Below are 19,820 nucleotides of genomic sequence, written 5' to 3' on the forward strand. Positions count from 1 at the left end.
GGCACGGGGCTCGGGCGAGGGACGGAACTGTTTGATGCATTGGGCGATCACCGGCGCAACGGGTTTTCTCGGAATTCACATCTTGAGCGAAATCCTTCGCGGTGACGACACGTTCACCCTGCTGACCCGCCCGCAAGCCGACCCCATCGCCCGCATCCACAAGGCCCTGCCGTTGACCGCTGAAAACGGAGCGGCAAACGCCGGGACCAACATGCAGACCTGGAGCGAAGGGGAGCTGCGCGACAGACTCACGATCGTCCCGGTGGACCTCGCGGCGCCCCGATTGGGGCTGACGCATCGGCAGTTCCGAGAGCTTGCCGACAGTCTGGACGCCGTCCTGCACTGCGCCGGCAACATCGAGTTGGATGCCGACCTTGACGACCTTCGTCGCACCAATGTCGGTGGCACCACGCGGATCCTCGAACTCGCCGACGCCGGCGGCCGAGCGCCCGATGTATTCCATGTGTCGACGGCGTTCGTAGCCGGCAAGCGCCGCACCGGTCTCATCTACGAGACCGAACTTGGCGACGACGACCAAGGCTTCGAAAACAACTACGAGCGTTCAAAATTCGAGTCCGAGTCGCTGGTGCGGGACTGGGCGCGACGCACGGGGCGGCGGGTCGTGGTGCTGCGGCCCAGCGCCCTGATCGTGGACCGGCCGCCGCACCCGGACTTTCCCTTGCATCCGCTGTCTTTCTTGTCGACGTCGGCGGACAGCGGGATGCGGCTGTTCTCCGTGTCCGGACGTCCGATGCGCACCAACATGTCGATGCGGCTCAGCGGAGATCCCAACGGCCACTTGAATTACATGCCCGCCGGCGAGGCGGCCGACGAGATGGTGCGTTTGATGCGGTTGGCCCCCGACGGTCTGAATACCTACCACGTCGTGCATCACCACGACGTCGCGGTGCAAACCCTGGTGGAGCTGTTCAACGCGTTGTCGCCGATCCCCCTGACGCTCGTCGACGGCCCGATCGAGGACCCCAACCTGCTGGAGCGGCGACTGCGGTGGGCGAGCGGCTTCATGCCCTACCTCGAGCACAGCCGGACATACGACACGAGCAAAACCCGGGCCGTTATCGGTGAGCCGCAGCGCAATACGGTCGTCGATCTCGATTACCTGTTGAACAGCGTGGGACGCCACAAGCGATACTTCACCGTCAATGCCGAATCGCGGCAAGGCCGTGGCTCGGCATCGCCGCCGCTGCCGTGCGTGCGACGGCCCTTCGACGTCACCGCTCGCGGCGCGCAGGCACGTCATCGACAGGTGGGCCCGGTCCGAGGGCTGACGTTCATCGTCACGGTCGGTCGCAGCGGGTCGACGGCGCTGTCGCGCGTCTTGGGGGCGCACCCGGATGTGTTGAGCCTCAACGAGTTTTACCTGTCGGTACGCGCGTCGTCGGCGGTCGACGACACGCTGTCGGGTGAACAATTTTGGCGGATGCTGGCCGACCCGCACCCGATTTTCGACTCGATGGTCCGCGGTGGCGCGGCGATGCCGGAGTTCGTCTATCCGCGACTGGAAGGAACTCGGTTCGACGCCAGCACCACCGGCATCCCGGCGATCAGCATGATGACGCTGCCGCACCTGTCCTCCGATCCCGACGGTGTCTTCGATGCTCTCGCCGCCGAGATCCAGACCTGGCCCGAGCGACCGGCCCGATTGCACTACAAGAGATTATTCGCTTGGCTTGCAACGCATTTCGGCGGGACCGTGGTGGTCGAGCGCTCGGCGATGTCGTTGAGCAGCGTGCCGTGGCTGCGCCAGACGTTCCCCGACGCGAAATTCGTGCACCTGTATCGCAACGGGCCGGACACGGCCGTCTCGATGAGTCGCCATACCGGATTCCGTTTGATGGCGCTCATCCAAGACGCGCTCGAGTTGCTCGATCTCGATCCGGAACGCCGGCATCCCGGGCTGCGGCTGGACCCGACGGCGATACCGATCGAACTGGCCTCGCTGCTCGGCGACACCTGCGACGTCGACTATCTGATGGGACAGCGCCTGCCCGTCGTCCGGTTCGCCCGGATGTGGAGCGAGCTGATTCTCACCGGCGAAGCCGAGCTGGCCGACTTGCCCGGCGACCATTATCTGCCGTTGTCGTATGCAGAGCTTGTCGCCGAACCCCGTTCTTCGTTGACCCGTCTGGCGAGTTTCCTTGAGATCGAGGCGGATCGGCAGTGGCTGGACTTCGGCAATGACGTCATCGACCCGGGGTTCAGCGGCGCCTCGAATCAGCTGTCCGCCGAGGACCTTCGAGCCGTCACCGAATGCTGCGCTGCCGCCACCGCCGTGCTCGCAGGCCACGCCGTCGCCGCGGGTGAAATCACCGCGGCCCGCTGAGTCGCGGCGTAGGCTGCGGCCATGCCGATCGACCGTGCCGCGCTCGTTGCGGGCAGCATCCGACTCGCCTCCGGTGTCCACTTTCTGGTAGACCCGCTGGGGGCAAACCGCCTATGGGGGGACCCGGGGGAGCCGACGCCCACCGCGCGGCTGCTACTGCGCTCGATGGGCTACCGCGACGCATTGATCGGCGGGCTGCTCACGGCGGCGGCGTTGCGCGGCAAGAACACCCGCGGCTGGTTTCTGGCCTCGGGCGGCGCCGACGCGGCAGATCTGCTGGGCGGGTTGAGTGTGCACCACGAACTCAAACGCTCGCAGCGGTTGATCGGCCTGGGTGGTGCGGTCGTGGGTATCACCGTCGGATTATGGGGCGCGGTGCGGCCCGTACCGAAAGCCCAGAAGCAACCGGCGGACTGAGGTCCGGGCGCCGAATTCGCCTGTGCCGCGCGGATTGCGACGTCGTCTGGGTCGGTCAGCTCAAGCGGACCGTCCCGATCGGGACTAAAAGCTAAGTGCCGCAGAATGTTTGGTAGGTGCCGAATTCCTCGGGCGCCGGCTCGGCGTAGCGCTGCAAGCCGGGACGCTCGTCGTACGGAGCGGTCACCGCCTCGAGCAGTTGTCTCACCGGCGCCAGGTCGCCGTCCGTCGCCGCGGTCAGGGCCTCTTCGACCAGGTGGTTACGCGGGATATAGATCGGGTTGGCGCGGTCCATCGCATCGGCGCTCGGTCCCATGGCCTGCCAGCGGGACAGCCAGGCATCGAATCCGGCCAGGTCGACGAATAATCCCCGGGCCGGCTCGGTATCACCGCGCGCGGCACGGGCGAGCCGGCGGAAGAACGAGGTGTAGTCGACGTGGCTTTCCTTCAGCAGCCGCAACAGAGCGTCGGCCAGGCCGGTGACCTCCGCCGCGTCGACACCGGTGGAAAGACCGAGTTTGGCCCGCATACCCGATGACCACGTAGCGTCGTATTCCCTGTGGAAGACCCCGAAGGATTCCTCGGCCAGCGCGACGCCCTCGTCGACGTCCTCGGAAAGCAACGGCAGCAGTGCCTCGGCGAAGCGCGCGAGATTCCACCCGGCGACGGCGGGTTGGTTGCCGTAGGCGTAGCGCCCCCACATGTCGATCGAACTGAACACGGTGTCGGGGTCGTAGGCCTCCATGAAGGCGCACGGCCCATAGTCGATCGTTTCGCCCGAGATCGTCATGTTGTCGGTGTTCATCACACCGTGAACGAATCCGATCAGCATCCACCGGGCGATCAGCGACGCCTGGGCGGCGACCACCGCCTCGAAGAGCGCGCGATAAGGATTTTCGGCGTGCGCCGCGTCGGGATGGTGCCGGGCGATCGCGTGGTCGGCGAGGCGCCGCAGCAGGTCGGTGTCCCCGGTCAGGGCGGCGTATTGGAAGCTGCCAACCCGCAGGTGGCTACCGGCGACGCGAACCAGCACCGCACCCGGCAGCAGCGTTTCGCGCTGCACGGGCCGGCCGGTGGCGACCACGGCCAACGAGCGGGTCGTCGGGACGCCGAGGGCGTGCATCGCCTCGCTGACGACGTATTCGCGCAGCATCGGGCCGACCGCCGCCAGGCCGTCACCGCCGCGGGCGAACGGGGTCGGCCCGGAACCCTTGAGGGCGATGTCGCGCCGCGCGCCGTCGTGGTCGGCCAGTTCGCCCAGCAGCAAGGCCCGTCCATCGCCGAGCCGCGGCACGAGGCCGCCGAATTGGTGACCGGCGTAGGCCTGCGCTACCGGGACCGCCCCGGCGGGCAGCAGATTGCCCACCAAAAATCGCAAACCCTCAGGGCCGCGCAGCCAGGCGAGGTCGAATCCGAGTTCCGTTGCCAGCGGCTCGTTGAGGACCAGCAGCCGCGGGTCGGGCGGCGTCTCGGCGCGCGAGCGGATGCCCAGCTCGGGCAGCTCGCGGGCGAAGCCGTGATGGATCGCAACGCTGACCTCCGGTGTGACACTCACGTCATTCAGACTACGGAGAATCGAGGAAGCTGACGGCCTGGCGGATCACGTCGCGAGCCCGGTCGAGCATCGACGCAAACGGACCGATGGCGAAGTTCATTTTGGCCGACTCGACGCCCGGATGCGGGTGCGTCGGCGCGATGGCCTGCGCCGCCCGCACCGCGGTGGTCATGCGTTTCAGATCGTCGGAGTCGAGTTCGCGCTCCAGGTAAGGGAATTCGTCCTGCTCTTCCTGTTCGGCATGGGCGAGGACCGCCTGGCGCAGCTTGGTGAGCTCGTCGACGAACTCCTGCGACGTCACATCCAGCTTTTCGATCTGGGACAGCAGCTCTTTAGCGCTGTGCTCGTCCTTCAACAGGGCGTCGACGACCGCGTCGCCGGCGTCGGACTCGCGTCGCATCCGGGGATGCACCACCATCTCCTCGGCCGTTTCGTGCACCGCCAGCAACTGCCGCAATGCGGTGAACGGCGCCTCCCGCGCTTCGGGGTCCGACGCGTACAGCACCTCGTCGAACATGTCCTCGATCAAGTTGTGCTGTGCCTTGAGGAAGGCCACCACCTCATCGGGAGTCTCGATGATCATCTCGGGCACGGGTGACCTCCAGAGTCGGGGTGTGGAAAGCACGTCGGCGGGCTGTCGCAGTTTCGATATCGGTTACCACGACCGGGCACAGATAAACGCCCGTTGTCGGCTCGGTGGTCGCTACGCTGGCGATATGAGCGCCAAGAGCCGGGTCCGGGTCGAGCGCCTCTACCAGGACGTCACTCCAGAGGACGGACAGCGCGTCCTGATTGACGGCCTGTGGCCGCGCGGAGTCCGCAAGGACGACCCGCGGGTAGGCATATGGTGCAAGGACGTCGCGCCGTCACGCGAACTGCGCGACTGGTATCACCACGACCCGGCGCGTTTCGACCAGTTCGCGTCACGCTACGAGGCCGAGTTGGCCGGCAACCCGGCGCTGCACGAACTGCGCGCGCTGGCAAAACGCGGGGTGGTCACCCTAGTCACCGCCACCCGCGACGTGTCCGAAAGCCACGCGGCGGTGCTGGCGAAATTGCTGGACCGCGACTGAGCCGGCGCGACAAACTCGCAGCTAGACCGAAAGCGGTGCGGGTAGGCTCCGCGACGATATGAGTGACCCCGAAGTGATCCTGCCCCGGCGATTGATCGACGTCAGCGCCGAAGTCGCCAACGTCCCCCCGCCGCCGATACCCCAGGTGCCGGCGCCGTACGGCTTGCGCCTGGCCGACCCGGACGCCGACGCCGAGATGATCTCGGAATGGATGAACCGTCCGCACTTGGCTGAATCCTGGGAGTATCCGTGGCCGCCGCAGCGCTGGCGCCGGTACCTGCGGGCGCAGCTCGACAGCGATTTCTCGCTGCCCATCTTGATCAGCCTGGACGGCGTGGACCACGCATACGTCGAACTTTACCGGGCCGCAAAGGATTCCATCGCTACCCGCTACGACTACGACCCCCACGACTTGGGGCTGCATGCCGCGGTTGCCGATCTGGAGTACCTGAGTCGCGGGCACGTGAGCTACGTGCTGCCGCACGTCGTCGTGAGCGTGTTCGCCCTCGATCCGCGGTGTCGGCGGGTGATGTTCGACCCGGATCATCGAAACATCCAGGCGCGCAAGTTCTGTGAGCGCGGCGGCTGCGTTTTCCTCGGTGAGCACGACATGTCCAACCGGCGGATGGCGCTGTACGTGCTGCCACGCACGCCCGACGACGTGCCGCGGTCCCGTGACGGCTGATTCTTTGCGACACTGAGCACAAATGTGGGCTCGGCTCGTGGTGGCACCGTGGTGGGTGCATTGGCTGCTCAACGCGGCCATCTTCGCCGTCACGTTGTCCGTGCTGGGCGCCTTGGGATTTCCCGTCCTCGTCATGTACGGCTGGACCTGGCCGGTGCTGGCGGTGCTGGCCTTCAGCCTGACCGTGACCGCGCTGTTGACCCTTGCGCGGCGCCCGGCGCAGCAGAGTTTCGCGCGGATCGTCGCCGCGTTGAATCTGGAACAGCGCTCGAACGTCGTCCGGGCGCTGCGCACGGGCGAGGCGCCGGCGGACCCGACGGTGTTGGCGGCCGCGATCCGGGTCGCCGACCTCACCGCCGCATACCTGCGCCGGGTGCCGCGCTGGCAGCGGCGGGCGGCCTGGCTGGTTCCGCTGCTGGCAGCGGCGGCGGGGGTGCTGGAATTCGTCGGCCACGATGCGCGCGTCGGTCTGATCTGGGTTGTGCTGGCAGTGCTGGTGGCTGGCCGGCTGGGGTGGATGACACGCGCTGCGCGACGATTGCCGCTGCATCTCGAGCTACTGCGGTCGGCGGCAAACGCGAGCCCGCAAGCACTTTCGGCGCTGGACCATTCCGACGACATCCCGGCCGCGCCGCCCGGATTGCGCTACCGCATCGTCGTGGTCGTGGTGGTGGCGGTCGCCGCCGGCGCGGTGGGGGCACTGGCGGGCTATCTGCAGGACCAGCCCAGCCATGACTGCCGGACCGCCGACGCGGCGGTGAATTACATCCATGCGCACCCGGATATGCTCGATCCCTGGCTGATCATGCCCGGCGGTCCCGGTCTGGACGAGTACCGGAACTGGTCAGATCAACTCGTCGCCTACTCGCATCAGGTGTCGGCGCCGGAGCTCGCACCCCACCTGCGCCGCATTGCCGAGTTGTCCACGACGGCGGTATCGACGGTCACCGAGGCGCGCCGTGACTCGTTTGCGACACCGCCCCCCGACCAGGTGTTCGCGTGGCGCGGCTCCTATCAGCACACCATCGGCCAGCTCATCGAGGCGGACAACGCGCTCATCCCGCCATGTCATCTTCGGCGTTGAGTCGCTGCGCGGGTGCGGATTTGGCGTCATCACGACGTCAATAGTCGAGCTGCGCCAACGAGATGTCACCCAGGCGTCGGGTCTCGTCGAGTGAGAGCACCGCCGGAACCATTTCGCTGGTGACCAGCCCGTGGCGGCCGGTCAGCTCGTCGACGATGTCGAAACTGCGCGCGATCGACTCCGGCGTGTCGACGATGATGGTGGTGACCGGAACCCGGCGCGTGACCTGAAAGAACTTGTCCCCGTGCGGTTTGTGGTCACCGTAGAAGCCCCACACGCCCCGCAGCACCGTCGCCCCGCGAGCGGTTCCCGAACGCAGCAGGCGATGCACCAATGCGCGGTGGATCGGCAACTGCTCGTGTCGAGTGGCTTCGGCGGTGTAAACCATCAGCTTCTGCCACAGGGTGCGCCCGTGCGTATCCGTGGCGGGGAGCTGCTGCGGACGCGCCAACGTCGCGCCGTCGCGCTTGCACAGCCGGACCCGTTCGACGGTCAGCAGCGGGTCGGCCAGCAGATCCGCCAACTCCGTTGTGGCAGTTACAACTTGGTCGGTCGAGCCAATGCCGATGATCATCATCGGCACGTCGCCGTTGCGGCCCAAAAAGTGGGCCCGGAAACGTTGCCCATGTGCTGTGCCGTCGACGCCGAGAAGTGCTATCGCCCCAGCGAATCCGTGCCGATGCAGCAGGTCGCAGACGCCGTAGTAGGCGGGCTTACCGGCGATGCGTGCTTGACGGCCGACGTACACGGTCAGTTTCGCGGCATCACCGTTGTGGGCGTCGAAGCCACCGAGCGCGCCGGTGCCACGCTCCCGGGTGAACAGCCGTGCGCGCTCCACGGTTAGCAGCCCGCGACCGGTGAGTGCGGCCACCTCGCCGATCACGGAGCGGATCCTGGGCTCGACGTCGACCGCCGCGACCGCCACCGCCGGATCTTCGGACAAGCTCAACGACACGTCACTGCGCAGTTCGTGGCTCGGTCCGAAACTGGCGATACCGCGCAGCATCACGCTGGTGGCCACGTCATGAGTGCCGAACACGTCGAACATCGCGTCGGCCAGAAAGCGCCTGCCGTCGCCGACGGCGTGCTGGCGCTCGCCGAAGTACGCGGTCAACTTCAAACACGGCTGGTTCATAGCTGCTCCGCCAGCCATTGTCCGAGTAGCGCGGCCGTCAGGCCCAGCACCACGCTGACCACGACATTGGCTGCCGCCGCCCACGCCCGGCGCTCCTCGCCGAGGCGCTGGGTCTCCAGCATCCAGGTGGAGAACGTGGTGTAGGCGCCGACGAATGCGGTGCCGGCCAGCAGGGCGGTGTCCCTGCTCAACGACAGACCGCCGAGGAAACCGAGCAGCGCGGCGCCGCTGATGTTCACCGCCAGCGTGCCGACCGGAAACGGCAGGGCCAGCCGGCGCGTGACCGTGCGGTCGACCAGAAACCGCAGCACCGACCCGATGCCGCCGATGACCGCGACCGCGGTCCAGGCCAGGATCGCCGTCGCCGTCACGAACGCACCCGCGCCCGGCGCACCATCGCGGTGGCCACCTGCACCGCCACCAACCCCAGCACGACGCTGACGATCGTGTAGGTCGCCGCGAGCGCCCAGTGGCCGTGCTCGATCATTCTCAGCGTCTCCACTTGCATCGTGGAGAACGTCGTCAGGCCGCCGCACAGGCCGGTGCCCAGCACCGGGCGCCGATAACTCGACACCGGCAGCCGCTCGAGCAGCCGGGTGGTGAAGTAGCCGATCAAGAACGCACCGACGATGTTGACGATGAACGTCGGCCAGGGCCAGGCGCCGGGGTCGGCCACGGTCAGTGTGCTCGACGCGGCGCGGGCCAGCGTGCCGAGCGCACCGCCGGCGAAAACCGCGGCCAGTTCGCGATAGTCGGGTTGTGCCACGTGTTGGTTCCCTTTCGTTTGCCCATGCACTTGCAGCACGAAGCGACGTGCGCGCCGCGACACGGGCACAATCTGTAGACATGGCCAACCCGCGAGCCGGTCAGCCGGCCCAGCCCGAAGACCTCGTCGATCTCTCCCATCTAGTCACGGCGTACTACGCCATCCAACCCGACCCCGAGGACGTCGCGCAGCAAGTTGTCTTCGGCACGTCGGGCCACCGCGGCTCGTCCCTCAACGGCGCCTTCAACGAGGCGCACATCGTGGCGATCACCCAGGCGATCGTCGAGTATCGGGCGGCCCACGGTACGACCGGCCCGTTGTTCATCGGCCGTGATACGCACGGTCTTTCCGAGCCGGCATGGGTGTCGGCGCTCGAAGTGCTGGCGGCCAACGACGTGACCGCAGTGATCGACTCCGCCGACCGCTACACGCCGACTCCGGCGATCAGCCACGCCATCCTCACCTACAACCGCGGGCGTGGCGAAGCGCTGGCCGACGGTATCGTCGTGACCCCCTCGCACAACCCGCCGCCGGACGGTGGCTTCAAGTACAACCCGCCCAACGGTGGCCCGGCCGATACCGAGGCGACCAACGCAATTGCCAAACGCGCCAACGAAATTCTGCGAGCCGGTGGCTCTGGGGTGAAGCGGGTTCCGCTGGCGCGGGCACTGCAGACGGTGCGCCGCCACGATTACCTGGACAGCTACGTCGACGACCTGCCGAACGTGGTGGACGTGGACGTGATCCGCAAAGCGGGCGTCCGGATCGGTGCCGACCCGCTCGGCGGTGCCAGCGTGGACTACTGGGCCGCCATCGCCGAACGGCACCGGCTTGAGCTGACGGTCGTCAATCCGCTGGTCGACGCGACCTGGCGGTTCATGACGCTCGACCACGACGGCAAGATCCGGATGGATTGCAGTTCCCCGGACGCGATGGCCGGGCTGATCGCGAGCCGTGACCACTACCAGATCGCCACCGGCAACGACGCCGACTCCGACCGCCATGGCATCGTCACCCCGGACGCGGGGTTGATGAATCCCAATCACTACCTGGCCGCGGCCATCGACTACCTGTATACGCATCGGCCGTCCTGGCCGGCCGGTATCGCGGTCGGCAAGACCGCGGTCAGCTCTTCGATCATTGACCGGGTGGTGGCCGGGATCGACCGCAAACTCGTCGAAGTTCCCGTCGGTTTCAAGTGGTTCGTGGACGGCTTGATCGGTGGCACCATCGGTTTCGGCGGCGAGGAGTCGGCCGGCGCATCGTTCCTGCGGCGCGACGGATCGGTGTGGACCACCGACAAGGACGGCATCATCTTGGCCCTGCTGGCGTCGGAGATTCTGGCCGTCACCGATGCCACGCCGTCGCAGCTGTATCAAGAGCTCGCCGACAAATACGGCACACCGTGCTACGCCCGGGTCGACGAAGCCGCCAATCGGGAGCAGAAGGCCCGGCTGTCCCGGCTGTCCGCCGACGAGGTCACCGCCACGGAATTGGCGGGGGAGCCGATCACCGCCAAGCTCACCGCGGCGCCCGGCAACGGTGCCCCGCTGGGCGGGCTGAAAGTGACCACCGCCAATGCGTGGTTTGCCGCCCGGCCGTCGGGCACCGAGGACGTGTACAAGATTTACGCGGAATCTTTCAACGGGCCCGACCATTTGGCCGAGGTGCAAGAAACCGCGCGCGAGGTGGTTAATAAAGTCATTGGGTGACTTGTTGCCTCCGTCTCGCCCGCGCGGGGGGTCGCGGGTCCGCGTCCGCCCGGTTGCCGCGCGAAGTGTGGATTCTCAGCTGGGCGAACGTCATGATTGCGCTCGGCTATGGGGTGATCTCGCCGGCGCTGCCCACCTTTGCCCGCACCTTCGGGGTCAGCATCAAGGCGGTGACTTTTCTGGTCACCGTCTTTTCGTTGAGCCGATTGTGCTTCGCACCCGTCAGCGGACTGCTGGCGCAACGGTTGGGTGAGCGGCGTATCTATATCGGCGGTTTGCTGATCGTCGCCATTTCGACCGCGGCCTGTGCTTTCTCGCAGGCGTATTGGCAATTGCTGGTATTCCGGGTGTGCAGCGGCATCGGGTCGACGATGTTCTACGTCTCGGCGCTGGGGTTGATGATCCACATCAGCCCTCCCGACGCGCGGGGGCGGATCGCGGGCCTGTTCACCACGTCATTCATGGTGGGCGCCGTCGGGGGTCCGGCGGTCGGCGGCCTGGCCGCCGGGTGGGGGCTGACCGCTCCGTTCGTCGTGTACGGCCTGGCGATGCTCGGCGTGGCCGTGGTGCTGTTCTACAGCCTGCGGAACTCGGCGTTGGCCGCGCCGCCACCGCCGACCCGATCGACCGTGACGATGGGCGAGGCGCTGCGGGTTCGGGCCTATCGGTCGGCGCTGCTGTCGAACTTCGCGACCGGCTGGTCGGCGTTCGGGCTGCGCGTCGCCCTGGTGCCGCTCTTCATCTCCGACGTGATGGGCCGCGGTGTGGGCGTCATCGGCGTCGTGCTGGCGGCGTTCGCCGGCGGTAACGCGCTGGCCGTCGTCCCCAGCGGCTACCTCTCGGACCGGATGGGACGGCGCACGTTGTTGATCGTCGGGCTGGTGACGTCGGGGCTGGCGACCGGATGGCTGGGCTTCGTGTCGGCGCTGCCGACCTTTCTGATCGCGGCCGCCGTGGTGGGCGCGATGACGGGCATCTTCATGTCACCGCTGCAGGCCGCCGTCGCCGACATCCTCGGCAGCCAGGCCCGTGCCGGTCTTCCGGTGGCGACGGTCCAGATGATGTCGGATCTGGGTGCCATCGTCGGGTCCCTGGTGGTCGGCTGGGCGGCCGAACAGTGGAGCTACACCTGGGGCTTCACCATCAGCGGGCTGGTTCTGCTGATCGCGGCCGTTGGCTGGGTGGCGGCACCGGAAACCAAGGCGATGCCGGCTCCGGACAAGGAATTCTTGGCGGGGGAGGCGGACGTCGAGCCGGTGTGACCTGCAACTTTGAAGGACAGGTACCGGTGGTGTAGCTTCGATGGGCACGACTTGGGGCTATGGCGCAGCTGGTAGCGCACCACACTGGCAGTGTGGGGGTCAGGGGTTCGAGTCCCCTTAGCTCCACCCATGTGAACAGGCGGTTCGCGAAGGTCGGAGCGTGATGATTCCGTCCAACCGTCGGTCGACGACAGTCCTCGTTCGAACGACGGCGCCACACTCGAACACTCGGACGTGACGACACCGCATGTCCAGCGTGGGCTTAAGCAGATCAGTAGCTCTGGCTGTTACAGCGGCAGTCTGACGATGCGGTCTGTCTGAACTGAGTGTGAAAGCCGATCCATCCACGCTCGGCCGTGAGCCCAATCCACTCCACCTCGCCAACACATTGCGCTTCTGCTTCGCCGTAGTGTTACGCATCGTCGTTAGTGCAAATCAGCTTCCCGGAGCAACGCAGGGACTCGGAGCGCAGCCAAACTGCGCTCGACGAAGACGTGCGTAAGTTCTGTGCTCGTTTCAGGACGACACGGCACAGCTGCCGCGATCTGCTCGCACCGGACCACTCGCCGTCGGCCGGATGTCGAAATCGAAGATGGCAGTAGGCAAATACAACGAGCAGCAGGCGTTCGGGATGTCGACAACACCACTGACCCGGCCCTCGATCGGTGCCGCGCCGAGCAACAAGTACGCCTGCGCACCCGAGTAGCCGAACTTCTCCAGGTATGCGACCGCATTCAGGCACGCGTTGCGATACGCCACGGTCGCGTCGTTGTACAACTGCGTATCGGTGCCGTGGTCAACGCCGATGCCGATGAACGTCAGGAACTCCGAATAGCGCGGTTCAACGTTGCCCGGCATCAGAATCGGATTCGTCGTCACCCCGTACGTTTCCATTCCGCCCTTGATCAGGTCGATGTGGAAGTCGATGAAGCCGCCCATCTCGATGGCGCCGCAAAAGGTGATCTCGCCGTCGCCTTGGCTGAAGTGGAGGTCGCCGCCGGAGAATAAGGCGCCCGGCACGTGGACCGGATAGAACACCCGCGAGCCGCGGGTGAAGTTCTTGATGTCGTGATTGCCGCCGTTCTCCCGGGCGGGCACGGTGCGTGCGCCCTCACGGGCGATCGCGGCCAGTGCTTCGCCAGTTGCGGTGCCGCCTAACGTATTTTCCTCCAAGGGCGGCAGCGCCAGCGGTGGCACCCGGGTCGGATCGGTGTCGATCAGCGCCCGCTCGCGGGCATTCCACCTACTCAGCAGCTCAGGCGACGGCGCCGTGCCGAACAGCCCGGGGTGGGTGATCCCCGTGAACTCCACTCCGGGGATGTGCCGCGAGGTGCACTTCTGGCCCGCGAAATCCCAAATGGCTTTGTACGCGTCGGGGAAGTGGTCGGTGAGGAAGCCGCCTCCGTTGGCCTTCGCGAAGATGCCGGTGTAGCCCCAGCCCTGACCGGGAACGTCCCCGACCTGCTGTGGCACTGGACCCAGGTCGAGAATGTCGACGACCAGCAGATCGCCGGGTTCGGCACCCTCGACGTAGAGCGGCCCGGACAGCATGTGCGCATGCGTCAGGTCGACGTCGCGCACGTCGTTGGCGGAGTCGTTGTTGCCGATCTGACCGTCGGTCCATTCCCGGCATTCGATTCGAACGTGTTGTCCGGGACGGACATTGGCCGCTGGCGGGATATCGGGGTGCCACCGGTTGTGACCGGGCACCGCCTGGTCGCGCATCGAGCGTGCCTGGTCAACCGAGAAGACGACGTCGGGCATGGCAACCTCCAGATTCAGGGACGGGGCAGACGGGCGTGTCGAGGGTCGGACGTGATAGGGGTTGCGCGCCGCGAACGCCCAGGCACCGACGAAACGACCTGCGGGGCCTCGGCGCTTCTCTCGCTGGCGTCGTGTGCCCGGCGTACGCCCGTGTCGAGCGCATGCAATGCAGGCGACCCGAACACCCTGCGGGCGGCATCGCCGCAACCGGGGCAGTCCGTCAGCGACCGCGCCTCGGCCATCGGCCTAACAAGGGTGAACGGACCGCAGTCGCCACACTTGTAGCCGTACGTTGGCAACGCCCACCTCCGGAGACAACCCTGAAAGACCGGTGGCAGCGCTGCAGGCACCAGTCGTCATGGTAGCGATGCGACCTGGGTGACGCTTGGTACGTCCTGGCGGGCCTTGGTTGAGGCTGCCGGCCGACCAGAGAGGATCGCCTCGGCTACTCTGTCAGGCGCTTCTCGGGGCGGGAAATGATCCGCGCGACGCGCGCTGGAAACAGGGCGCCCACCGCGGAGGCGGCGCGTGCACCCAATCGTGGCCCACCACAACGGCATCGTCGACAGCCAGCGCGTCCAGGAGATCTGCGAGGTCCTTGCCTAATGCACCGATCTGGCCGCTGCGCGGCTTGTCGGCGCGCCGAAAGCGCGTCGAGCCGAAACCCCGCAACCAGGGCCGAAACACTCGATAGCCGTCGTCATGCAGCGCCGGCAGTACACCATCCCAGCAGTGTGGTGTGTCCGGCCACCCATGCAGGGCGACCAACGGGCGCCCGCCCACGGATCCACTGACCTCACAGGCCACCTTCAAGTCCGCGGTGCGTCGCAGGACAGTAGTAGTAGCGTTGTCGCCAGCTCGGACGAGGGGGTGGCGATCATGACCGAAGCGCTTCCCGGTGTCGGGGGCGGGTGACGCGGTGCAGCTGCGATACATAAGCGTCCCGGCGCTGATCGGCGAAGCCGGCGGCGATCCGTGGGCAATCAATCAGAGCCTTCAGGTTGGTCGTCCGGCGCAGATCGCCGATCTGGCGGAGGCGTTTCACGCTGCCGGCCGATGCACGGCCGAGTCCAGTGCCGCGTTCGCCGAAGCGCGCCGCCGGTTCGAGGCGTCGTGGAACCGCGAAGATGGTGTGCACCCGATCAATGACGGGGCCGAGGTGCAGCGGGTGACCAGGGCGTTGGGGGCGCAGTCGTTGCAGTTGCCCAAGATCGGGCTGAGTCTGGAAAACATCGCGGCCACGTTGGCGCAGGCGCAGCGCACCGGCGCGGTGCTGATCTCGACGCTGGAAGCTCAGCTGCAGCAGCTCGACGATGAAATCGGTGCGGCGGTGACCGCCGAGAAGGACAGCCACCTCACCGCCGGCGAGCGAAAACTGTTGGATCTGCACATCACGGAGCTGGAAGACGAAGCCATCGCGGGCACGAAATCGGCTCTGGGACAGGTGGAGTCGCTCCGTGACGGCTACTCCGATTACTTGGACAACGCCCTCGCCACGCTGCGAGCCGAGGGCTACGACCCAGGAATTCTCCAAGCGGTCGACGCACGACCGCAGATTCCGCCGCCGGGCACCAGTCCCGAGGATGTGCACCAGTGGTGGACTTCCTTGACACCTGAGGAACGCCAGCAGCTCATCGCCGAGCACCCCGATCAGGTCGGCAGTCTCAACGGCGTCCCGGTCTCGGCGCGCAACGACGCCAATGTCGCGGTGCTGACGCAGGACCTCAACCGTGTGCGGGACGCCGCCGCCCGCTTTGGCGTCTCGCCGGACGACGTGCTGCGCGACCCGGCGCGGTACGGTCTGTCCGCCGACGACATCACCCGGTACCAGAACGCCGATCAGACGAAGCAAGGTCTCGACCACGACGCCGATCACGGCCACAACCCGGTGTTCCTGTTCGCCTATGACCCGTTGGCGTTCGGCGGCAAGGGGCGTGCCGCGATCGCGATCGGCAACCCTGACCTGGCGAAGAACACCGCCGTGATCGTGCCCGGCACCAGCAGCAGCGTGAAGGGTGGCTGGCTGCACGAGGGCCACAACGATGCGCTGAATCTCTACGGCCAGGCCAACGCCGCCGATCCCAAGAACCCCACGGCGGTGATCGCGTGGATGGGCTACGACGCACCGAACGACTTCAACGACGTCCAGCGTATTTCCACCCCGGCACTGGCGCGAACGGGTGGTCAGGCCCTGGCGCAGGACGTCAACGGCCTGTGGGCCACCCACCTCGGCGGTGGCCAGCACGTCACCGTGCTGGGGCACTCCTACGGCTCGACCACCGTGGCGGACGCGTTCGCCTTAGGACATATGCACGCCAACGACGCGGTGCTGATCGGTTGTCCGGGAACCGATCTGGCGCCGAACGCGGCGAGTTTTCAGCTGGACGGCGGGCACGTGTACGTCGGAGACGCCTCGACGGATCCGGTTGGCATGCTCGGCGAACTGAATGGCCTCAGCCATTATGTAAACCGGGACAACATCGGCGGCCAGGTGCTCGGCTTGACCCCGGGGCTGGGTACCGACCCCGCCGCGGACGGCTTCGGGTCGGTGCGGTTCCGCGCCGAGGTGCCCGGTGCCGATGCCATCAATCCGCACGACCATTCGTACTACTACCACCCGGGCAGCGAGGCGTTGTACAGCATGGCCGACATCGCCTCGGGCCACGGCGACGCGCTGGAAGCCGACGGCATGACGGCCGGGCACCGGTATCAGCCGGGCAAGGTCAACATCCCGGGCCTCGGTCCGGTCGGCATCGGCATACCCGGCACGCCCGCCGTCGTCGACCCGGAGTGGGGTCGCCCGCCGCAATCTGTTACCGATGATCATGTCTTCGATGACCAACACCATCACTGAACGGCAACACGTTTCGTTCCGGCGAGTGCGCCTTGCCGCGGTAGTGGCTGTCGTTGCGTTGCTGTTAGGAGGGTGTTCGCTGATGTTCCCCAAACCGCATTCCTCGGGCTCTGCCAACCCTTTTGACGACTCCGCACACCCGATGACCGACGATCAGACCAGGTCCCAGGTGATCGAGCCGGCCAAGCAGATCGTTGCCGCCGCCGGCTTGCAGGGCGCCGAAGGCGGCTTCTCGTTCGCCTCGTGCAACGACCAAGGCGATCCGCCCTATCAGGGCAGGGTGACGATCGGCTTTCTGCTGCAGGGCGACCCGGACTCCTACCTTCAACACGTCCGGTCCGCCATGCGCGCGACCGGTTGGAGCGAAGGCGCCCCGCCGGGACAGCACTATCACGGCGCGGCGTTGAACAAGAACGGTGTGACCGCGAGCATCGGCTTCGTGCCGTCCGATCACAGTCGCGGCCAGATCATCCTGTACGGCGAGTGCCGGAACACCACAGACCACCACCACGACCCTGGCGCCGGTTTCGATATCACCAGTCAACTGACAGGACACTAGCCACCGATCAGGCCATCAGCGGTCCGCCGAATCCCGGAACGGCCCCGATCGGGATCAGCGCCAGCGTGATGACGAGAAAAGCGAAGACTTGTAACGTCTTTGGGCTGGGCGGTTGCTGGATCTCCGGTCGTCCCGCGGCGAACAGGATGAATACGATGCCCACATCGAAGGCGAGGATGGTCAGCCAGCGGGTCCAATCGTAGCCGGTGAGGAACACCGGGACGATCAAGATCAGTCCCGCCGACGCCCACGACATCCGGCCCCGCAGCGTCTCGGCGAATGCGCGCAGGGGCACGCCGGACAGCTCGCGGAGACCCCACAGCGTCACGGCGACACCGGCGGCGCCGAAGACGAACGACGCCGTCAGGCCGACGATCCCGACGTGGCCGACACTTCGGAGGGCCTCGGCAATGTCGTGGTCGTAGCTGGGCAGCACGTTGCGGCAGACCCAGTCGTGGTAGTCGGTCTGGCGCGGGCGCCCGTCGATCACGTAGCGCACCAACGTCGACGGTGACGTGATCGTGGCAAATGCATTGGGCAGCAAGCGATGCGGGACCGACACACAGAGTTGGGGGGCGATGTCGTGACGGCCGAACACCGCGATGGCGGCCGCGGTCAACGCACCCGGCGCGACCGCGAGCAGCGCGCCCGCGCCCTGGCCGGCCGAAAGGACACGGCCGAGGATGACGACCGCCAGCACAGCCCCCAACGCGAACTGCAGCCCGATCGCCTCGTGCACCAGCGTCAGAGCCGCGGTCGCGATGCCGTAGACCAGACACAGGCCGATGGCCGTCGCACGGGAACGCGCGAACGTCAACCCCGTGGCGAACAGCGTCAGGGCGGCCCCACCGAACAGGTCGGGTCGGGCGGAGTAGGCGGCGAACGGAATACCGAAGGGCAGCAACGGAATCGCCATCGTGACCAGCAGGTGCCGTTCGGCCCGGCGCCGCCGCACCAGCACCGCGGCCGCGACCGCCGCCAGCCCGCACAGATAAACCGCCGTCGACACCCACCGCAGGCCCAGGGCGACCGTGAAGTAGTGGCCGGGAAACATGCCCACTAGTTCGCCGGCCAGACCGCGCCGGACGAAGCCGTGGGCGTAACTGGCCGAGTAGTAGGACATCCAGTACACGTCCAGCGGCACAACGGCGATGGCGAACCACAGCACCGTCGCCGCCCACAGCGTTATCGCCACGCCGATGCCGAGATATACCCGTTGGCGGACAATGGGTTTCACGGTGCGACCGGGGATCATCGTCGGGACTCACCCCCATACACCGCCGTGGCGTGCAAGGCCAGGCCGGCCAGTGTGCGGCAGACGAGCTCACGGACGGCGACAGCACTGTTGTCGGCGCCGCACTGATACAGGGCCACGGCGATGAACCGATTGCCGTTGACGATCCCGGTGGCGCCGAACAACTGGCCGCCGACCTGCTCGATACGGCCGCGGGTGAGGCCCGGCTCGACGAGCCGGATCGACACGTCGGTCGCCGCGTCGCCGTCGATGCGGGCCAGGGCCGCATCGAACCTGCCCATGTTGGAGCAACCCACCGGCAGTTGGTCGGTCGCCATGGCGATGCTTTCGGCCCGCCGCGCCAGCCATCGCGGCGTGAACGGGACCAGCGGCAGTCCGGCCAGCATCTCGTTGGGCTCGGTACCCAACGACGTCAGTCGGTTTCTGATGTCTGCCCGCACCGCGCTCAGGTCCTCATCGACCCGTCGGCGGTCGACGGTGAGTGCGATCGAGGTCAGCGCGTTGGCGCGGTCGTCGTCGATCCCGCGGTCGCTGACCGGGAGCACCACGGTGACGGCCTTCCCGTCCGTGTGCATCCGGCCAGATTGCTGCGCCAGCGCGGCCATGTAGGCGACGAAAAGGCTGTTGCCGCTTCCGTTGAGCTCGCGTGCCCGCGCCTCCCATGCCGCGGCGTCGGTGTGCACGATCACCGCGGGCAGCGCGGTCGGCTCATCGTCGACGGGTGTGGGTGGCGGGTGTACCCGAGGCCGCCGATCGGCGTTGGCCTCGATCGTTATCCGAAGCGTGGCGATCAGTGCGCGCGCAGCCGCGGGCAGGGTCGCAAGGACGTCGACCAGATCCTCGGCTACCGCACGCCATCGGGGGCGTGAATTCGGTTGTGGATAACCGAGATTACGGCCTTTGCCGTTCACCGCGTCGGTGATTGCGGTTGCCAAACCCAGTCCGTCGACGATGCAGTGCGAGGTCACCAGCGTGACGGCGGCGCCCCCGTCGTCCAACGGCAACACCCCGAGATGAAACGTGGGTCCGTGTTCGGGGTCGACGGGAATACATCCGCGGGCCTCGATCCACGTGGCGACCTGCGAACGTGGCCGACGCGCATCGATGACGATGCCGGGGGAGCGGTGGTCGACCACCCAGCGGTGGCGGCCGAACGGCACCCGTGCGCGCTCGATCCGGCGCCCGAGCAAACCCGCGCCGAGGTGGTCGTTGAAGCGCCGCAATTCGGTGAGGTCGACATCGCGGTCGTACACCCAGGTGCACTGCACGGCGCTGCCTTGGCCATTGGCTCGCAGTCGCAAGAAAGCCGCTTGATCCAGCAGCGCCAGCCTCGCCATGCTCACCCCGCGCCGGCC

Annotated in this window: 19 protein-coding genes and 1 tRNA gene; 10 read left to right on the forward strand and 10 right to left on the reverse strand. The window is 67.0% G+C overall.

Annotated elements, in window-relative coordinates; all coding sequences use genetic code 11:
- Window positions 1-34: 34 nt before the first annotated feature.
- Entirely contained in the window at window positions 35-2,344 is a 2,310-nt protein-coding gene (locus AWC25_RS13340; RefSeq protein ID WP_158089744.1) for an SDR family oxidoreductase, read from the forward strand.
- Window positions 2,345-2,365: 21 nt separating this feature from the next.
- Complete coding sequence (locus tag AWC25_RS13345; RefSeq protein ID WP_069399684.1) at window positions 2,366-2,761, forward strand: DUF4267 domain-containing protein; 396 nt, start codon at window positions 2,366-2,368, stop codon at window positions 2,759-2,761.
- A gap of 91 nt (window positions 2,762-2,852) precedes the next feature.
- Here AWC25_RS13345 and AWC25_RS13350 read toward each other — a convergent pair whose 3' ends face one another.
- Both AWC25_RS13350 and AWC25_RS13355 read right to left on the reverse strand, forming a co-directional pair.
- Window positions 2,853-4,316 (reverse strand): protein adenylyltransferase SelO, encoded by a 1,464-nt coding sequence (locus AWC25_RS13350; protein WP_069399685.1) that lies wholly within the window; start codon window positions 4,314-4,316, stop codon window positions 2,853-2,855.
- 10 nt (window positions 4,317-4,326) lie between these two features.
- Window positions 4,327-4,899 carry a hemerythrin domain-containing protein gene (locus AWC25_RS13355; protein ID WP_276048450.1) on the reverse strand — a complete coding sequence of 191 codons (573 nt, stop codon included), beginning with the start codon at window positions 4,897-4,899 and terminating at the stop codon, window positions 4,327-4,329.
- Window positions 4,900-5,032: 133 nt separating this feature from the next.
- Here AWC25_RS13355 and AWC25_RS13360 point away from each other — a divergent pair, with 133 nt between their 5' ends.
- From AWC25_RS13360 to AWC25_RS13370, 3 genes are read left to right on the forward strand one after another with little or no spacing between them, the layout of a single operon-like run.
- Window positions 5,033-5,389, forward strand: coding sequence for a DUF488 domain-containing protein (locus AWC25_RS13360; protein WP_069399687.1), 357 nt, complete (start codon window positions 5,033-5,035; stop codon window positions 5,387-5,389).
- Window positions 5,390-5,447: 58 nt separating this feature from the next.
- The gene (locus AWC25_RS13365; protein ID WP_069399688.1) at window positions 5,448-6,074 is read left to right on the forward strand and encodes a GNAT family N-acetyltransferase; all 627 of its coding nucleotides are present in this window, start codon (window positions 5,448-5,450) and stop codon (window positions 6,072-6,074) included.
- Between the two features lie 22 nt (window positions 6,075-6,096).
- On the forward strand, window positions 6,097-7,158 hold the full coding sequence (locus AWC25_RS13370; RefSeq protein WP_069399689.1) for a hypothetical protein: 1,062 nt from the start codon (window positions 6,097-6,099) through the stop codon (window positions 7,156-7,158).
- A gap of 37 nt (window positions 7,159-7,195) precedes the next feature.
- Here the strand turns inward: AWC25_RS13370 and AWC25_RS13375 are convergent, their stop codons facing one another.
- Genes AWC25_RS13375 through crcB (AWC25_RS13385) form a run of 3 tightly spaced genes read right to left on the reverse strand, consistent with a single transcriptional unit; the run spans window position 7,196 to window position 9,059 of the window.
- Window positions 7,196-8,293, reverse strand: a complete 1,098-nt coding sequence (locus AWC25_RS13375) for a DUF190 domain-containing protein (protein ID WP_085166933.1) — start codon at window positions 8,291-8,293, stop codon at window positions 7,196-7,198.
- The gene (crcB, locus tag AWC25_RS13380; protein ID WP_069399691.1) at window positions 8,290-8,664 is read right to left on the reverse strand and encodes a fluoride efflux transporter CrcB; all 375 of its coding nucleotides are present in this window, start codon (window positions 8,662-8,664) and stop codon (window positions 8,290-8,292) included. The genes AWC25_RS13375 and crcB (AWC25_RS13380) overlap by 4 nt, the downstream gene beginning before the upstream one ends.
- On the reverse strand, window positions 8,661-9,059 hold the full coding sequence (gene crcB, locus AWC25_RS13385) for a fluoride efflux transporter CrcB (protein ID WP_069399692.1): 399 nt from the start codon (window positions 9,057-9,059) through the stop codon (window positions 8,661-8,663). The genes crcB (AWC25_RS13380) and crcB (AWC25_RS13385) overlap by 4 nt, the downstream gene beginning before the upstream one ends.
- Before the next feature lie 80 nt (window positions 9,060-9,139).
- Between crcB (AWC25_RS13385) and pgm the strand changes: the two genes are divergently transcribed.
- The 3 genes from pgm to AWC25_RS13400 all read left to right on the forward strand — a co-directional run bounded on the left by pgm (window position 9,140) and on the right by AWC25_RS13400 (window position 12,159).
- Window positions 9,140-10,771 (forward strand): phosphoglucomutase (alpha-D-glucose-1,6-bisphosphate-dependent), encoded by a 1,632-nt coding sequence (pgm, locus tag AWC25_RS13390; RefSeq protein WP_069399693.1) that lies wholly within the window; start codon window positions 9,140-9,142, stop codon window positions 10,769-10,771.
- A 92-nt stretch (window positions 10,772-10,863) separates the two neighbouring features.
- Window positions 10,864-12,033: an MFS transporter gene (locus AWC25_RS13395; protein WP_069399763.1), complete on the forward strand. Its 1,170-nt coding sequence runs from the start codon at window positions 10,864-10,866 to the stop codon at window positions 12,031-12,033.
- A 53-nt stretch (window positions 12,034-12,086) separates the two neighbouring features.
- Window positions 12,087-12,159 (forward strand) — tRNA-Ala (locus AWC25_RS13400).
- A gap of 390 nt (window positions 12,160-12,549) precedes the next feature.
- Here the strand turns inward: AWC25_RS13400 and fmdA are convergent.
- The 3 genes from fmdA to AWC25_RS13415 all read right to left on the reverse strand — a co-directional run bounded on the left by fmdA (window position 12,550) and on the right by AWC25_RS13415 (window position 14,580).
- Entirely contained in the window at window positions 12,550-13,797 is a 1,248-nt protein-coding gene (fmdA, locus tag AWC25_RS13405; RefSeq protein WP_069399694.1) for a formamidase, read from the reverse strand.
- 14 nt (window positions 13,798-13,811) lie between these two features.
- On the reverse strand, window positions 13,812-14,147 hold the full coding sequence (locus AWC25_RS13410) for an FmdB family zinc ribbon protein (RefSeq protein ID WP_264033754.1): 336 nt from the start codon (window positions 14,145-14,147) through the stop codon (window positions 13,812-13,814).
- Between the two features lie 103 nt (window positions 14,148-14,250).
- The gene (locus AWC25_RS13415) at window positions 14,251-14,580 is read right to left on the reverse strand and encodes an alpha/beta fold hydrolase (protein WP_069399695.1); all 330 of its coding nucleotides are present in this window, start codon (window positions 14,578-14,580) and stop codon (window positions 14,251-14,253) included.
- Window positions 14,581-14,716: 136 nt separating this feature from the next.
- Here AWC25_RS13415 and AWC25_RS13420 point away from each other — a divergent pair, with 136 nt between their 5' ends.
- Window positions 14,717-16,651, forward strand: coding sequence for a putative alpha/beta hydrolase (locus AWC25_RS13420; RefSeq protein ID WP_069399764.1), 1,935 nt, complete (start codon window positions 14,717-14,719; stop codon window positions 16,649-16,651).
- Window positions 16,632-17,210 carry a hypothetical protein gene (locus AWC25_RS13425; protein WP_069399696.1) on the forward strand — a complete coding sequence of 193 codons (579 nt, stop codon included), beginning with the start codon at window positions 16,632-16,634 and terminating at the stop codon, window positions 17,208-17,210. The genes AWC25_RS13420 and AWC25_RS13425 overlap by 20 nt, the downstream gene beginning before the upstream one ends.
- 7 nt (window positions 17,211-17,217) lie before the next feature.
- On the opposite strand, the gene AWC25_RS13430 is transcribed toward AWC25_RS13425, so the two are convergent.
- Window positions 17,218-18,465, reverse strand: coding sequence for a hypothetical protein (locus AWC25_RS13430; RefSeq protein ID WP_085166934.1), 1,248 nt, complete (start codon window positions 18,463-18,465; stop codon window positions 17,218-17,220).
- The gene (locus AWC25_RS13435; protein ID WP_069399698.1) at window positions 18,462-19,802 is read right to left on the reverse strand and encodes a hypothetical protein; all 1,341 of its coding nucleotides are present in this window, start codon (window positions 19,800-19,802) and stop codon (window positions 18,462-18,464) included. The genes AWC25_RS13430 and AWC25_RS13435 overlap by 4 nt, the downstream gene beginning before the upstream one ends.
- Window positions 19,803-19,820 lie beyond the last annotated feature (18 nt).

The sequence above is a fragment of the Mycobacterium sherrisii genome, from assembly GCF_002102355.1.
Taxonomy (GTDB): domain Bacteria; phylum Actinomycetota; class Actinomycetes; order Mycobacteriales; family Mycobacteriaceae; genus Mycobacterium; species Mycobacterium sherrisii.

Bases quoted from the DNA above. Each gene is read 5' to 3' on its own strand.
- pgm (WP_069399693.1), top strand. From the start codon at position 9,140: ATGGCCAACCCGCGAGCCGGTCAGCCGGCCCAGCCCGAAGACCTCGTC.
- AWC25_RS13345 (WP_069399684.1), top strand. From the start codon at position 2,366: ATGCCGATCGACCGTGCCGCGCTCGTTGCGGGCAGCATCCGACTCGCC.
- AWC25_RS13395 (WP_069399763.1), top strand. From the start codon at position 10,864: ATGATTGCGCTCGGCTATGGGGTGATCTCGCCGGCGCTGCCCACCTTT.
- fmdA (WP_069399694.1), bottom strand. From the start codon at position 13,797: ATGCCCGACGTCGTCTTCTCGGTTGACCAGGCACGCTCGATGCGCGAC.
- AWC25_RS13340 (WP_158089744.1), top strand. From the start codon at position 35: ATGCATTGGGCGATCACCGGCGCAACGGGTTTTCTCGGAATTCACATC.
- AWC25_RS13435 (WP_069399698.1), bottom strand. From the start codon at position 19,802: ATGGCGAGGCTGGCGCTGCTGGATCAAGCGGCTTTCTTGCGACTGCGA.
- AWC25_RS13425 (WP_069399696.1), top strand. From the start codon at position 16,632: ATGACCAACACCATCACTGAACGGCAACACGTTTCGTTCCGGCGAGTG.
- AWC25_RS13360 (WP_069399687.1), top strand. From the start codon at position 5,033: ATGAGCGCCAAGAGCCGGGTCCGGGTCGAGCGCCTCTACCAGGACGTC.
- AWC25_RS13370 (WP_069399689.1), top strand. From the start codon at position 6,097: ATGTGGGCTCGGCTCGTGGTGGCACCGTGGTGGGTGCATTGGCTGCTC.
- AWC25_RS13365 (WP_069399688.1), top strand. From the start codon at position 5,448: ATGAGTGACCCCGAAGTGATCCTGCCCCGGCGATTGATCGACGTCAGC.
- AWC25_RS13375 (WP_085166933.1), bottom strand. From the start codon at position 8,293: ATGAACCAGCCGTGTTTGAAGTTGACCGCGTACTTCGGCGAGCGCCAG.
- AWC25_RS13355 (WP_276048450.1), bottom strand. From the start codon at position 4,899: ATGATCATCGAGACTCCCGATGAGGTGGTGGCCTTCCTCAAGGCACAG.
- AWC25_RS13430 (WP_085166934.1), bottom strand. From the start codon at position 18,465: ATGATCCCCGGTCGCACCGTGAAACCCATTGTCCGCCAACGGGTATAT.